The sequence below is a fragment of the Catenuloplanes indicus genome (assembly GCF_030813715.1).
GTDB classification, from domain to species: Bacteria; Actinomycetota; Actinomycetes; order Mycobacteriales; family Micromonosporaceae; genus Catenuloplanes; species Catenuloplanes indicus.
On record NZ_JAUSUZ010000002.1, the window covers coordinates 15,937 to 29,748 of the forward strand.

Annotated in this window: 14 protein-coding genes; all 14 read left to right on the top strand. The window is 70.3% G+C overall.

Features of this window, described 5'->3' with window-relative positions; genetic code table 11:
* Window positions 1-7: 7 nt before the first annotated feature.
* Window positions 8-391, top strand: a complete 384-nt coding sequence (locus J2S42_RS41430; protein WP_307249370.1) for a hypothetical protein — start codon at window positions 8-10, stop codon at window positions 389-391.
* A complete protein-coding gene (locus tag J2S42_RS41435; protein ID WP_307249372.1) occupies window positions 388-795 on the top strand; it encodes a hypothetical protein in 408 nt (135 codons plus the stop codon). Before J2S42_RS41430 ends, J2S42_RS41435 begins: the two co-directional genes overlap by 4 nt.
* Before the next feature lie 65 nt (window positions 796-860).
* Complete coding sequence (locus tag J2S42_RS41440; protein ID WP_307249374.1) at window positions 861-1,190, top strand: hypothetical protein; 330 nt, start codon at window positions 861-863, stop codon at window positions 1,188-1,190.
* A 66-nt stretch (window positions 1,191-1,256) separates the two neighbouring features.
* Complete coding sequence (locus J2S42_RS41445; RefSeq protein WP_307249376.1) at window positions 1,257-1,814, top strand: phage tail tube protein; 558 nt, start codon at window positions 1,257-1,259, stop codon at window positions 1,812-1,814.
* A gap of 86 nt (window positions 1,815-1,900) precedes the next feature.
* Window positions 1,901-2,305, top strand: coding sequence for a hypothetical protein (locus J2S42_RS41450; protein WP_307249378.1), 405 nt, complete (start codon window positions 1,901-1,903; stop codon window positions 2,303-2,305).
* Window positions 2,298-2,738, top strand: a complete 441-nt coding sequence (locus tag J2S42_RS41455; protein ID WP_307249380.1) for a hypothetical protein — start codon at window positions 2,298-2,300, stop codon at window positions 2,736-2,738. Before J2S42_RS41450 ends, J2S42_RS41455 begins: the two co-directional genes overlap by 8 nt.
* Window positions 2,739-3,010: 272 nt before the next feature.
* A complete protein-coding gene (locus J2S42_RS41460; RefSeq protein ID WP_307249382.1) occupies window positions 3,011-6,250 on the top strand; it encodes a phage tail protein in 3,240 nt (1,079 codons plus the stop codon).
* A 3-nt stretch (window positions 6,251-6,253) separates the two neighbouring features.
* The gene (locus tag J2S42_RS41465; RefSeq protein WP_307249384.1) at window positions 6,254-8,185 is read left to right on the top strand and encodes a hypothetical protein; all 1,932 of its coding nucleotides are present in this window, start codon (window positions 6,254-6,256) and stop codon (window positions 8,183-8,185) included.
* A gap of 13 nt (window positions 8,186-8,198) precedes the next feature.
* On the top strand, window positions 8,199-11,078 hold the full coding sequence (locus J2S42_RS41470) for a hypothetical protein (RefSeq protein ID WP_307249386.1): 2,880 nt from the start codon (window positions 8,199-8,201) through the stop codon (window positions 11,076-11,078).
* A 57-nt stretch (window positions 11,079-11,135) separates the two neighbouring features.
* The gene (locus J2S42_RS41475) at window positions 11,136-11,654 is read left to right on the top strand and encodes a hypothetical protein (RefSeq protein ID WP_307249388.1); all 519 of its coding nucleotides are present in this window, start codon (window positions 11,136-11,138) and stop codon (window positions 11,652-11,654) included.
* Entirely contained in the window at window positions 11,651-11,920 is a 270-nt protein-coding gene (locus J2S42_RS41480; RefSeq protein WP_307249389.1) for a hypothetical protein, read from the top strand. Before J2S42_RS41475 ends, J2S42_RS41480 begins: the two co-directional genes overlap by 4 nt.
* Window positions 11,920-12,966 (top strand): hypothetical protein, encoded by a 1,047-nt coding sequence (locus J2S42_RS41485; RefSeq protein ID WP_307249391.1) that lies wholly within the window; start codon window positions 11,920-11,922, stop codon window positions 12,964-12,966. Before J2S42_RS41480 ends, J2S42_RS41485 begins: the two co-directional genes overlap by 1 nt.
* Entirely contained in the window at window positions 12,963-13,421 is a 459-nt protein-coding gene (locus tag J2S42_RS41490; protein WP_307249393.1) for a hypothetical protein, read from the top strand. Before J2S42_RS41485 ends, J2S42_RS41490 begins: the two co-directional genes overlap by 4 nt.
* Window positions 13,418-13,807 carry a hypothetical protein gene (locus tag J2S42_RS41495; protein ID WP_307249395.1) on the top strand — a complete coding sequence of 130 codons (390 nt, stop codon included), beginning with the start codon at window positions 13,418-13,420 and terminating at the stop codon, window positions 13,805-13,807. The genes J2S42_RS41490 and J2S42_RS41495 overlap by 4 nt, the downstream gene beginning before the upstream one ends.
* Window positions 13,808-13,812: the final 5 nt, after the last annotated feature.

Below are 13,812 nucleotides of genomic sequence, written 5' to 3' on the forward strand. Positions count from 1 at the left end.
AGGTGTGATGGCCCGCGCCCGCTTCACCGCCAACCGCGCCGGGATCGCCGCCGTCGGCCGCGCCGAGTTCATATTCCGCGAGCTGGAGCACCGCGCCGACCGGATCCGGTTCGGTCTCGAAGCCGAAGCACCCGAGGACACCCGCGAGTACAAGCGGAAGATCGGCCGCGACCGCGTGCCGGCCAAGACGGCGACGGTGCGGGTCACCGCGCGCGCCCGGCACTCCGCCGTCCTGGAATTTGGCTCCCGTCCGCACGTCATCGAGCCCAAAACCAAGAAGGCGCTCGCCTGGCCCGGCGGCCGGCACCCCGTCCAGCGCGTCCGTCACCCCGGCACCCCGGCGCTGCACCTGCTGCGGAACGCGGCGATCAAGTACGGCGGTGGCCGATGACCACCCCGACCCACGCCGACGTGGAGACGCTCCTCGCCGAGTGGTTGGCCGTCCGCTTCGACGGCTGGCTGCGCACCAAAATGTGGACCGACCCGCGCCTGCCGGACAACTGGCAGTTCGCGGCGCCGCTCGTGCACATCCAGCGGACCGGCGACGGCGACACCAGGCTCACCCTCGACGCGGCGATCGTCGACATCGACGTGTACGCGCGCATCGCGGACAACGCCCGGCAGGTCGCCGAACGCGTCCGATCCGAGGTGCGGCTCCACCTGCCGCAGCACGTGGCGGGCGGCGTCGTCGTGCAGGCCACGCAGACGATCACCGCGCCCGCGTGGCGCCCGGACCCGACGGCGTTTCGGCGCGGCGCGACGTACCGGGTGTTCGTGCACGGCATGACCGCCTGACCTTCACCACCTGATCTAGCCGACCCGCCCCGGGTGCGGCCATCTCACCATGCCCGGAGGTAGCCATGGCGCGCGTCGCCGTACCCGTCACCGCCATCACGAAGGCCGGGGTCGCGCCGGCAACCGAGGTCAACGGTGATCCGGTGAACGGGCATTCCATCGCGAACGGTGGATCGACTTTTATCGTCGCGCGGAACAACGGGGCCACCCCTCGCACCGTCACGATCAACCTTCAAGGCTCCGTCGACGGGCAGCCCATCACCGCGCGCACCGTCCCCGTACCCGCGACCGCCTCGCGCTACATCGGCCCGTTCGACACCACCCGCTACGGGTCCTCGATCGAAGTCCAGGTCGACCACGCCGACCTGAAGCTGCTGGCCTTCCGCACCGCCTGACCTCCACACCACCCGTCCACCCGGCGCGACCGCCGGGCCTTCCTGCTGCCCTGAAGAGGAGAGACCATGGCGGTCGACATCGACCTGATCCGCGCCTACGTCAACGGCGCCGTGTACTGCACCGACGCGGGCGTCACCGCCACCGCCCCCACCGACGCATCCACGCCGCTCCACGTGAACTTCAAGGAACTCGGAGCGATCGGCGAGGACGGCATCACCGAAGCCACGTCCCAGGACGTCACCGATGTGTTCATCTGGCAGGGCGCCGCGCTCGCCCGCCGGATCCGCGGCCAATACACCAAGACGTGGCAGTTCGCCGCCGCAGAGACGAACCTTCAGGTAGCCGGCCTGTTCTGGTCAGGCTCGACGATCACGCAGACGGCAGAGGGCCTGTCGATCGCGGAGAAGCCGCCCGTCACCGACGTTCGCCAGTTCGTCCTCCACGGCATCGACGGCAACCGCGCCCAGCGCATCTACGTCCCCCGCGGCGAGGTCACCGAACGCGAGGACAGCACCTGGTCGTCGGGTGAGATCACCCTGTACGGCATGACCCTCAACGCGTACCCGGACGAGTTCGGCAACGTCGCCTACCGCTGGATCTTGGACGACGACCTCGCGCTCTGACCCCACATGCCGGTGCTGGCGGCTTCCGCGCGGGTCGCCGCCAGCACCTTCAACCTCAGGCCCGCGCACCGCAAGGAGACCCGCGCATGGCACGACTGCAGATCCTCATGCTCCCGCCCGCCGAGCCCGGCACCCAGCCGTGGGCGCTGCTCATCGACCAGACCGGACCGGGCTGGACCGGCGACGACACGGCGGAGTTCGCCGAACTGGCCCAACTGGCCGGCGCCGTCCACGTGCTCGCCACCGCGCACGTCATCGAAGTCGGCGGGTACGAGGACATCATTCCGTCTGCCGAGGCACCGCCTCCGGGCGAACTGGCCGAGGCCGTCCGCGAGTCCCTGACTGGGCAGGGCGTGACGACGAAGAAGGAGAAGCCGCAGACGACGTGGGGTGACCCGTCGGTGCCGGACCCCCGAGAGAAGATCCCCGGCTGGACGCCGTCCGGTGTCGTGGCCGACGCCGTCAAGAAGGCGGTGGGCGGCCGTGGCTGACGACGTGTTCGACCTCGACGCGGTCTACGCCGCGGAGCGCGCCACGCCGTTCGAGTTCCGGTGGGCGGGCCGCACCTGGGAACTGCCGCACATGGAGGACGCGGACATCGAAATCGTCCTGGAGATTCAGCAGAAGGACGAGTTCAGCATCGACGACATCCTGGCCTTGTTCCCGCGGATGCTGCCGGAGGGGCAGCGTGAGGCGTGGCAGCGAGTACAGAAGCCGTCCCGGGCACTGACCCGGCTGTTCTCGCAGTGGCTGGACCATTCGGGTGTGAGCGTGGGGGAATCGTCGGGCTCCGGGGACTCCTCCGAGAGCACGGAGCCGAAATCGGCGCAGACCTCCAACGCTTCTACGGAGTCCGGCTCCGCAAAGCCCTCGCATCCCCGCGCAAAAAAGACCGCTGGTCGGCGCGCGAACTCCTCGACCTGATCCGCGGGCTCCCGCATGAATCGGCGCTGCACCGCAAGCTGGCCGGCGAGCGCCATCCGTGGGGGCTCGGGGAGATCCTGCTGCGGAACATCCTGTTCACGCTGCAGGGCGCGAACTGGCAGCGCGGCGGCGGTAAACGCGGCAGCAAGCCGAAGCTGATCCCGATCCCTGACGGCAAGTCACGGAAGTCGCGCATTGATGCGCGCGCGGACCTGGAGCGCCGACTGAGGGCGCTGGGCCACATTAGGTAAGACGCGGGCGGGGGTGTCCCCGTGACGGCTCCGCTCAGCGTCGGGCAAGTCAGTGTCGAGGTCCAAGCGGACGTCTCCAAGCTCGCGAAGGACTTGAAGTCCAAGGTCGAGGCGGCGTTCAAGGATCTCGACTTCGACAAGCTGATTCGGTCCTCGCTTGGCAACAAGCCGCTCAAGGTGAAGGTCACGCCCGACTTCGACACCAGCGGCATCGGTGAGAAGGTTCGCTCGACGCGGGTGCCGAAGGTCCCGGTCGAGGTTGATCCGGTGCTGGAGCAGTTCCGGCGCGAGGTGTCGACGCAGGTCGGGGCGCTGGCCCGGACGGTCAACGCGAAGATCCCTGTCGGTGCGGACACCACGGGTGTCCGGCAGCAGCTCGGCGCGGAACTGGCGCTGATCAAGCAGACGTTGAAGGCGGAGGTCCCGACAGAGCCGGCTGGGCGCAGGGAGTACGAGGCACGCCTGCGGGCGATGGTCGCGGCGGCGTCCCGGAACGTGCAGGCGAAGATCCAGGTGCAGCCGCAGGCCGGCGGCGGTGGTGGCAGCCTGCTGTCAGGCCTGGCGTCTGCGCTGCAGGGGATTGCGTCGGGGGCGGCGAACGCGGCGCAGGGCCTGTCTGATGTGGGACAGCGCGGGCAGCTTGTCGGAGCTGCTGCTACGGCGGCGTCGATCGCTGCAGCGGCGGTGGCGGCGATCGGGTTCGCGGCGTCAGCGGCGGTGCCGCTGGTCTTTTCACTGGCGGGTGCGTTGGCGTCGCTGCCGGGCCTGGTGGCCGGCGCGGCAGCGGGTTTCGCGACGCTGAAGCTCGGGTTCAGCGGTATTGCCGACGCCTTCAAAAAGAAGCCCGGCGGTGGCGGCGGCGGTGGCGGTGGCGGTGGCGAGTCCGAGGCTGCTCGGGCGCGTCGTATCGCCGCGGCGGAGCGCGGTGTGGAGGCGGCTCGGCGGGGGATCGCGGCGGCGTCGCGGGGTTTGCAGGCGGCGCAGCGGGGCCTGGTAGAGGCGCAGGAGTCGTACACCGACGCGCTCGCGGCCGAGAAGCGGGCGCAGGAGGCAGTCGCCCGGGCGCGCAAGATCGCAGCGGAGCGGATCGATGACCTGGGCCGGTCGCTGCGCGGCGCGGTCCTGGACGAGAAGGAAGCGCAGGTTGAGCTGCGTGACGCGGCCCGTGATTTGGCCGCGGCACAGACGACGTTCAACCCGGAACTGATCGCGGACGCGGAGTTGCGGTACGAGCGGGCGAAGCTCGCCGTCGAGGAGGCAGCCGACCAGGTTGCGGACCTCGGCGAGGAGAACGCCGACGCGGCGAAGAAAGGCGTCGAAGGCTCCGACGAGGTCGTGCAGGCACTGCGTGACCAGAAGGACGCGCAGAAAGCTGTCCGGGACGCCGCGAACGGCATCGTTGACGCGCAGGACCGGCTGATCAGCGCAAACGACGCTGTCAAGGCGTCGTATGACTCGCTGGCGTCGGCGCAGGATTCGCTGGCGCAGGCGAAGGAGCGTGCCGCTGCGGCGGGTGGCGGCGGTGGGGGCGGCGTCCTGGACGACACGATCAAGTTGGCGCCTGAGGCGCAGAAGTTCGTCGACGCGATCAAGGCGCTGAAGCCGGCGTTCGAGGCCCTGCGGCTCGACGTGCAGAACAGGCTGTTCGCCGGGCTCGGCACGACGGTCACGCAGCTGGCGAACGCGTGGCTGCCACAGCTACGGACCACGCTCGGCAGCTTCGCGGACACGTTCAACCGGCTGGCGAAGAACCTCGCGAGGACGATCTCAGAGCCCGCATTCATCAAGAACATCGGGATGGCGGCGGAGACCGCCCGCGCGAACCTGGAGAAGATCGGCACGGTCATCACTGGGCCGCTGACCACGGCATTCGGGAACCTCGCCGCGGCCAGCAAGCCGTTCATCGACGCGGTCGGCGGGGCCATCGCATCTGGGCTGCAGCAGTTCGCCGACAAGGTGAATGCGATGGTGGCGGATGGCCGCCTGGATCAGTTCTTCGTGGACGCGGCCGGCTACTTCAACGACCTCAAGGACATTGCCGTAGACGTCGGCAGCATCCTCGGCTCGTTCTTCGCGATCCTGGCAGGCTCCGAGCAGACCGACAAGGACTCGCCGTTCAAGCAGTTCAAGGGCTTTCTCGATGAGTTGGCGACGTCGTTGAGGGACCCGCAGACGCGGTCGACGATCCGTGGATACATCGAGGATTTCAAGAACTTCGCGAACGCGGTCGGGAACGTGGTCAGCTTCGCGTTGAAGCTGTATGGCGCGCTGGCGCCGCTCGGCCCGATCTCTGCGTTGATCTTCGGTCCGATGAAGCCGTTCTACGACCTCATCAAGGGCCTGTTCGCCGTCGACTGGTCGTCGATCGGCGAGTCGGTCAAGTCCGGTGCGAATGAGGTCGGCGGCGCGATCTGGGACGGCCTCAAAGCAGGCTGGGAAGCGGTCGCGGACGTCGGGTCGTGGATCGCTTCGAAGCTGTGGCAAGGCCCGGACAGCCTGGTCGGCAAGGTCAAGTCCGGGCTGGGGATCGCGTCGCCGTCGCGGGTGTTCACGCAGATCGGCCGGGATGTCATCCAGGGCCTGCTCAACGGCCTGACCGCCATGTTCGGGTCGCTGGGTGCGACCGCCCGCACCATCCCGGGCCGGATCCGGGACGCGGTCGGTAACGCCGGAGCGGTGCTGGTGCAGAAGGGCCGGGACTTCGTCACCGGCCTGCGCAACGGCATCTCCGGCATGTCCGGATCGCTGTCGTCGACCGCGGCCGGCCTGCGGTCGAGGGTGACGTCCGGGCTCGGGCAGGTCGGGTCGCTGCTGTACGGCGCCGGTCAGGCGATCGTCTCCGGTCTGATCTCCGGTATCCGGTCGATGATCGGCAGCCTGGGCTCGTATCTGGGCAGCGTCGGCCAGTTCATCAAGGACAACAAGGGCCCGATTGAGAAGGACCGCCGGCTCCTCATCCCCGAGGGCGCGGCGATCATGGAAGGCCTCATCGCGGGTATCGCGTCCCGGCGCGGGCAGCTCGGGACGGAACTCGGGGGCGTCTCCGAGCAGATCTCGTCGTCGATCGTCGCTGACCCGTACGGCATCTACGCCCAGGCGGAGGCCGCGTTCTCGGCCGGGATGACCCTGTCCGCGCCCCCACCTCCGCTGCTGGCGTGGGCAGCCGACGCGACCGGCGACCAGGTGCTCGACGCATTCCGCGGCCTTATCCGGATCCGGTACGGCGGCAACACCCAGGCGGCGCTCGGAAGCGGGAGGTAGCCGGTGGCCCGGACTCTGTACGGCGGTGCCGCCGCGGACGTGGTCGTGACGGCGCAGGTCATCGGCCAGTACACGGTGCCCGTCCTCGCACCCGGCACGTCGCTGACGGCGTGGACGGCCCGGACCGGCGGCAGCCAGATCACCGACCTGCAGACCGTCGCGGGTGGTGCCGTGTCGGTGGTGACCGCGGACGCCGCCGGCCGGGTGCTGATCTTCGGCCCCGACGGCTACACCGCGGACCTGTGGCTGCAGGACCCGGTCACCGGCAGCCGCTACCGGCTGCCGGGCACGTCCGGTGGCGGTGGGGGCAGTGCCGGCATCCCCGAGTCGACGCTGACGACGAAGGGTGACCTGGTCGTCCGGACGTCGTCGGCGATCACCCGGCTTGGCGTCGGCAGCAATGGGCAGGTCCTGACTGCGGACTCGGCGGTCACCGCGGGCGTGAAGTGGGCAACCCCGGCCGCCGGCGGTGGTGGCTCGGCGGTACTACCGAACACGAAGGTCGTGGCCGCGTCCGGGTCCGGGATCACGGGCGACTACAACTGCGACGGGACCGCCGACAACGTCGAAATCCAGGCGGCGATCAACGCGGTCGGCCGTAACGGCCGGGTGCTGCTGACCGCGGGCACGTTCAACCTCGCTGCGACCGTGCTCCTGGAGGGCTCGGATGACGCGGACGTCGAGGGCGAGATTTACCTTCAGGGCGCGGGCCCGTCGAATACCACGCTCGCTGTCGGTGCCGGTGTGACCGCCGGCCTGGACTTGCGGAAGGCAGTCCGCTGCCACATCTCCGACCTGGGGCTGACCGTCACGGGCGCATCCGACGGGATCACCGCCACGCATTCGACGACCCCGGCCGCGGTGTACCGCAGCGCCTGGTTTTCGAGCATCGAGCGGGTGCAGGTGAAGGGCCCGTGGAACGGCACCCACACCGGCTGGGGCTTGGACCTCGATAACGTGTTCCGGTTCCGGTGCGCGAACGTTGAGGTGGGCGGGACCGGTAACGGCATCCGCATGGCAAACCTGACCGCAGAATTCAATGCGGGTGATGCCACGTTCGATCGGTGCTTCGTGGAGATCGTCGGGAACAACGGGACCGCGTACGCGTGCACGTCGACCGCCGGAAACATGAATCAGATTCTGTGGCAGACGTGTCATAGCATCGCCGACCCGGCGAACACCGGCACGGTCGCGTGGCGGTTCGACGGCGCAGGCAACACCTCCCACATGCGGCTCGCCAACTGCAATGTCGAGCAGTTCGCGACGTCACTGCTGGTCGGCCCGTCTGCGTACGACATCGACGTGGACTTCGTGCACGTCACCGTCCGGAACGGGGCGACGCTCGCCGACCTGGACGGCTACGACTGCCGGGTCCGCACCGGCCTCATCTACGTACCCGCGTCGGCGACGATCACCGCCGTTGACGACGACAACGGCTACAGCCGCAAACCGAACATCATCGGCCCGATGAGTATCTACGCCGACACCGGCACGACCGTCAACGCCGACGTCGACTCATTCGCCGTCGTCCGGGACATCGTCTACGACGGGCCCGGCACGGTCGCTGCCGTCCTCAAGGTCGGCCCTGGCGTGACCACCCAGTCGCCGGCCATCGGCCTGACCGACGCCGCCACCGTCGCCACGGACGCGTCGCTGGGATCGGTGTTCTCGGTGGCGCTGACCGCGAACCGCACGATCGGCGCACCGACGAACCCGACACCGGGCCAGGAAGCGACGTGGCGGCTGATCGCGTCCGGTGGGGCGCGCACGCCCACATTCGCGACCGGCGCGGGCGGGTTCGTCATCGCGACCGGCACGCCCGCGGTGACCGTGTCCGCGATCGCGTCCGGGTCAACGGCGGAGGTGGTCGCGGTCTACAACGCCACCGACAACCGGTGGCGGATCAAGAGCTACCAGATGTTCACGGCGACGTAGGGCGGTGAGCTGAATGCCGCTGTTCGTGACCCCGGCAACGTCCCGGTCCGGCACGCCGTTCCCGGATGCGCCGCTTGACGCGCAACTGGAGATGGCGTTCGGCGCGAACCTGACCGCGCAGCCGCACACCTGGACGTTCACCGACCTCACGCCGCGGCTGATGGCCACCCCGATCTCGATCACCCGTGGTGTGTCGCCGGGCGCGTCGGAGGCCGCGGCGCAGTCCGGGCAGGTCGAGCTGACCAACGCCGACGGCTGGCTGACGCCGCGGAATCCCGGCTCACCGTGGACGATCACCCGGGCCGTCCCGGCACGGCTCCGCGTCTACCCGCACACCGCCGATGTGGTCGACGACTTCGACCGGCCGGCCGCGGGCGCGTCCGCGTGGGGCACGGTCGAGCAGCCGTGGGCGTGGGTCGCGACCGTCCCCTACGACCTGGCCACGGATTTCGCGCTGACCGGCGCGCAGGGTGTGCACCGCGTCCAGGCCGCGAACCACTACCGGATCTCGTACCGGCAGATGGACGCCGACGACGTAGACCTGTACGGCACGGTGACCCTCGACGGGATGCCGACGGACGGCGCCTGCAACGTCGGGTTTGCCGCCAGGATCGCCGACGCCAACTCGTACCTGCAGTTACGCGCCCGCGTCATCGCCGCGTCCGGTGCCGTGTGGGTCGATCTGCTGCGCCGGGTCACCGGCGTGGAGACGACCCTTGCGTCGGTCGACTCCGGGCTGACGTACACGCCCGGCATGCCGTTGCACCTGCACGGCCGCGTCGACGGACCCGACCTGCACATCAAGGTGTGGGCCGGGGCCGGCGCGGAGCCGGCGGTGTGGACTGCGTCGGCGACGGACACCGTGTTCACGCAGGCTGGCCTGGGGCACGGCATCCGCTCCGGCATCACGAACACCGCCACCGCGCTGCCCGGCATGTTCTGGGACGACGTCGCTTTCGTGCCGTTCAGCACGCGGCTGGCCGGGTACGCCGACGACTGGCAGCCCACCATCCTGCCCGCCGCGGGCGGCACCACCTGGTCCCAGGTCCGCGTCCGGATTTCCGGTGTCTCCCGGCGCCTGCAGCGCGGCCAGCCGCCCGCACGGTCCCCGATCCGGGCCGCGGCCGAACAGTACCGCGCCGCCGGCAAACCGTTGGTCGGGTATTGGCCGCTCGAGGACGCCTCCGACTCAACCCGGGGTGCGTCCGCGCTCGACGACGCGCAGGCGATGACACCCGGGTCCCTGCCGGTCGGCTGGGCCGGGTACGACCCGCCGCCGCCCGTGCCGTCGACGCGCCGGTGGGGGACGGCGCCGATCGCGGATCTGTCGCAGGGCGGCCGGTTGACCGGCACCGCCCGGCGCGGCACGTCGTCGCCGGTGGAGTGGGCGGTCCGGATGCTGGCCGCGGTGTGGGCGCCGGGGTTCGGCGCGGACATTCCGATGATGGAGCTGCGGTTCACGCACGGCACCTGGACAAAATGGGTGCTGGTCAGCCTGAACTCCGGTTTTTCGGAGCTGCGGTTCTACACCGGCGAGGACGTGCTGGCCGGGGCGTTCCAGGGGTTCATCTCGACCACGCTCGCCCAATACCAGATCGACGCGATCCAGTCCGGCGGGAACGTGGACATCCGGCTGTGGCAGGGCGACTCGGCGACGTCCGGGTTCGTGTCGCAGACGATCGCGGGGACGCTGGGCCGCATCGACCGGGTCATCATCAACCCGAGCAGCGTGGTGAACAACGCCGCGTCCAACGACTTGGGCAAGCAGTGGGCGGCCGGGCATGTGCAGGTGTGGGACGGGCGCAACATCCCTATCACCGCCGACAGCTACCTCGACCCGGACACCGGGCAGCGTGCGCACGTGTGGCAGGCGTGGGCCGGTGAAGCAGCACACCGCCGGGTCGCGCGGCTGTGCGCCGAGGCGGGGGTGCCGGTCGTCGTCACGCCGGTGCTGGACGCGGGAACGGGCACGCCGATGGGCGCGCAAGCGGACGCGACGCTGCTGGAGCTGCTCGCGGACTGCGCGGCAACGGACGGCGGGATCCGCTACGAGAAGGGTTTCGCGCTCGCATACCTGCCGCGCGGCGCCCGCTACAACCTGACCCCGTCCATGGTCATCGACTTGGCGCAGTACCGGGTCGCGTCCGGCGGGCAGGCCGACGTCCTGAAACCGGTCTGGGACGACCAGGGGCTCGTCAACGACGCGACGGTGACCCGGGTCGGCGGGTCCGAGGGCCGTTACGAGGACGAGGCGCACATCGCCGCGAACGGCCGGTACGCCGACAGCCGGCAGTCCAACCTCGTCTACGACACCGACGCCGCCCTGCACGCCTCCTGGGACGTGCGGCTCGGCACCGTCGATGACGTTCGCTACCCGGAACTCCCGATCGACCTGGTCGCCAACCCAGGCCTGATCACGGCATGGCTGGGCCTGGACATCGGCGCCCGCATCGACCGCACCAACCCGCCGGCGTCCGTCACCGGAGCGGGCGTCATCTCGCAGATTTTGGACGGGTACACGGAGACGCTCGCGCCCACGACCTGGTCGGTGCGGGCCACGTGCTCGCCGTACGGGCCGTGGGATGTCGCCGAGCTGGACGGGGATCTGCGGCCCGCGACCGACGGGTGCGTGGTCGCCGGCGGCGGCCTGACCGTCGTGGGCCTGTCCATGGTGGTGACGAACGCGGGCGTGCCGTGGACGCAGGACCCGGCCGACTACCCGCTGACGCTGCAGGTCGGCGCCGAACAGGTCGTCGCGTCCGGCGCCAGCACCCCGGCCGGGGCCAGCCAAACGATCACCCTGACGGCGCGCGGCGCGAACGGCACGACCGCGTCCGCGCACCCGGCCGGCACGCCGGTGGACGTGGCCGAGCCCGCCTACCTGCCTCTCTGACCGCCTCTTCTTTCCCTGCCGCGCGGGGTTCCTTTCGCATCGTGAGGAGGTCCCGCCGTGCCCACGTTCCTTGCCGGCCAGAAACTCACACCGGCCCGCCTGAACCTGATCGCGGACAAGCCAGTCACGCGCCTCATTCTCGGCGCGAACCAGGTGCACAACGTGCCGTCCGGCACGGTCGTGGTGTCGTTCGGCGGCGCCACCCTCGAGGTGTTCGACACCCACAACTTTCACAGCAACACCGTCAACCCGTCCCGGATCACACCGTCCGTTCCGGGCGTGTACCTGGTGACGGCGAACCTGTGGTGGGGTGGGGTTGCCGGCGGTGACCGGCGGGTGCTGATCGCCCGGAACGGCACCGACCTGGCGGCATCGTCACGGATCGCGAACCTGTCCGCGATCTCGATCAGCCAGTCGGTGTCGCGGCTGGTGGAGTGCAACGGCTCCTTGGACTACATCGAAATGCGCGCCTACCAGTCGACGACGGGGAACGTCGACATCCTCGGCACCGGATCGGAGACGTCGACGTTCACGACGACGCTCGAGGTGTCCTGGTATCGGAGCCTGACGTCGTGACCGGCCGGGTGTTCGAGGCGATATGCGAGGGCGGGCCGCTGCACGGCCGCGTGCAGCTGTCCCGGTTCCCGGGCGGGTTCGTCCTCGGTGACAAACCCCGCCACATGGTGTGGATCTACCGGTGGGACGGACACGCCAGGGTGTGGCGGGTCGACCCGGGCGGGCACGCCGGCGACAACCGGTGGCTGTCCGAGGCGGCCGCGATCGCGGCGGCGGAGAGCGACCTGTTTGACGTGATCTGCCTGCCTGAGGCGGGCGAGGTCTGATGGCGGTCCCGAATCCGAACCGGCAGCGGATCACCGACCAGGTCTGGGAGATCTGGGTCCGGTTCGATGCGCTTGAGCCGACCGCTCTCCTGGGCGGGATCTACGCGGCGAAGCCCGGCTACCACAACTACCGGCTGGCCCTACCCGGCGGCGACTACTCCGTCGGGGATGTTGCGGCCGATCGGCAGGGGCCGCAGGACAAGGCTGCGGCGATCGACCTGACGATGTCCGCGGCGGCGATGCGCCTGTACACCGGCCGGCTGGATGTGGCGGCGCGGGCGAGGGATGAGCGGCTGTACATCGACGGGCATCCGATCATCCGGGAGTTCATCGGTACGAAGGACAACCGGTCGGTGTACTGCTACGTCCTGGTCGGTGGCCGCCCGCTCGGCGTGGGGGCGGACGCCGGACCGGACCCGGGCCGCGACGCGACGCACCTCTGGCATCTCCATATCTCGTTCATCCGCCGTTTCCTGGCTCATCCGCAGCTTGCGCCCCGCGTCATGTCGGTGCTGTCCGGCGAGTCTCTGGCGGCGTGGCGGGCCCGCACCACAACCACCAGCACAACCTCCGGGGGAGACATGCAGCAGACCGATCGGCTGGCCAACAGGACCGGCAACCCGAACCGGACGGTCGGGAACGTCCTCGCGGACGTGTCGAACCTCCGCGACTGGCTGATCAGCCGCGCCGGCACGGCGGGCATGGTGACACCGCCCGCGGCCGGGTCGCCGCTGCAGCTGCTGCTCGCGATGGCGCAGGACTGGGCGGCGGAGTCGAACCGGCAGCGCCTGCGGGACGAGGCGATCCTGGCCGCGGTGAAGGGCCTGACCCCGCAGGAGATCCTGGCCCGGGTCGACCTGCGCGCCGCGCAGCAGATCGAGGCGCTCCACGCGATGCGCACCCAGATCGCGCAGGAGCTGGCGCCGCTGCTCGTCACCGCGGTCGGCCAGCACCTCGCCGGTCAGGTCGCCCCGGAGATGCTCGCCGACGCGCAGGAGATGGCGATCCGCAGGGTCCTGGGTTCGCTCGACGGGCCGGCCGCGTGACGGGCCGCCCGGTGCAGGTCACCTCCGGCCGGCACCCGTTCGAGGCGGCGATCCTGGTCGCGACGGTGTTCGTCGGGGTGGTGCTGGCCGTGACGCGGGAGGTACCGCGGTCGGCGTCGCAGACGATGCCGCACGGCCTGATCACGGTGTGGATGGTGATGCTGGCCGCCGCAGGCCTGGTTGCCCTGCTGGGGGCGTGGTGGCGCGGGAGCGTGGAGACCGGGCTGCGGGTGGAGATGGCGGGGATACTGCTCCTCGCGGGCGGGGTGACCATGTACGTGATCGCGGTGTTCACTGTGTCCGGGATGGCGGCGCTGGTCGCCGGGGGTTTCACGGCGGCGATCGCGTGCGGGGCGTGGGCGCGCGCCGGGCAGATCGGTCTGGATCTGCGCAGGATCGACCGGGCCGGGCGGGTGGAGGCGGTGCCGCTGCTGGTCGAGGACGGTGACCGGTGACGGGCCCGACGGGGTGGGTGCTGATCCTGGTCGCGGCGATCGGCGGCCTGGGCGGTTTGGGGGCGCTGCTGAACGCAATGTTCTCCCGCCGGAAGTCGAAAGCGGACGCGGCGCAGGTGATCACCGGCACGGCGATGGAGTGGATCGCGAAGTTCGAGAAGGCTGCCGAGTCGGCGCAGGAACAGGCTGAGGCGGCGCAGGCGCAGGCGCGTGCCGCCCGCGAGCAGATGCAGGCGGCGCAGGTCCAGATCGAGCGGGTGACGGCGGAGGCGCGGGCGCTCGCGGCGGAGCTGCAGGCACTGCGGACGGCGATCCTGCGCCCGGACGCGTCCCTGGAGACCCTGCGTGGGCTGGTGCAACGGCAGTCCGCGAACGGGCGCGGCTGAACGCA

Coding starts and splice junctions, on each gene's coding strand:
- J2S42_RS41430 (WP_307249370.1), top strand. CDS start 8: ATGGCCCGCGCCCGCTTCACCGCCAACCGCGCCGGGATCGCCGCCGTC.
- J2S42_RS41435 (WP_307249372.1), top strand. CDS start 388: ATGACCACCCCGACCCACGCCGACGTGGAGACGCTCCTCGCCGAGTGG.
- J2S42_RS41440 (WP_307249374.1), top strand. CDS start 861: ATGGCGCGCGTCGCCGTACCCGTCACCGCCATCACGAAGGCCGGGGTC.
- J2S42_RS41445 (WP_307249376.1), top strand. CDS start 1,257: ATGGCGGTCGACATCGACCTGATCCGCGCCTACGTCAACGGCGCCGTG.
- J2S42_RS41450 (WP_307249378.1), top strand. CDS start 1,901: ATGGCACGACTGCAGATCCTCATGCTCCCGCCCGCCGAGCCCGGCACC.
- J2S42_RS41470 (WP_307249386.1), top strand. CDS start 8,199: ATGCCGCTGTTCGTGACCCCGGCAACGTCCCGGTCCGGCACGCCGTTC.
- J2S42_RS41485 (WP_307249391.1), top strand. CDS start 11,920: ATGGCGGTCCCGAATCCGAACCGGCAGCGGATCACCGACCAGGTCTGG.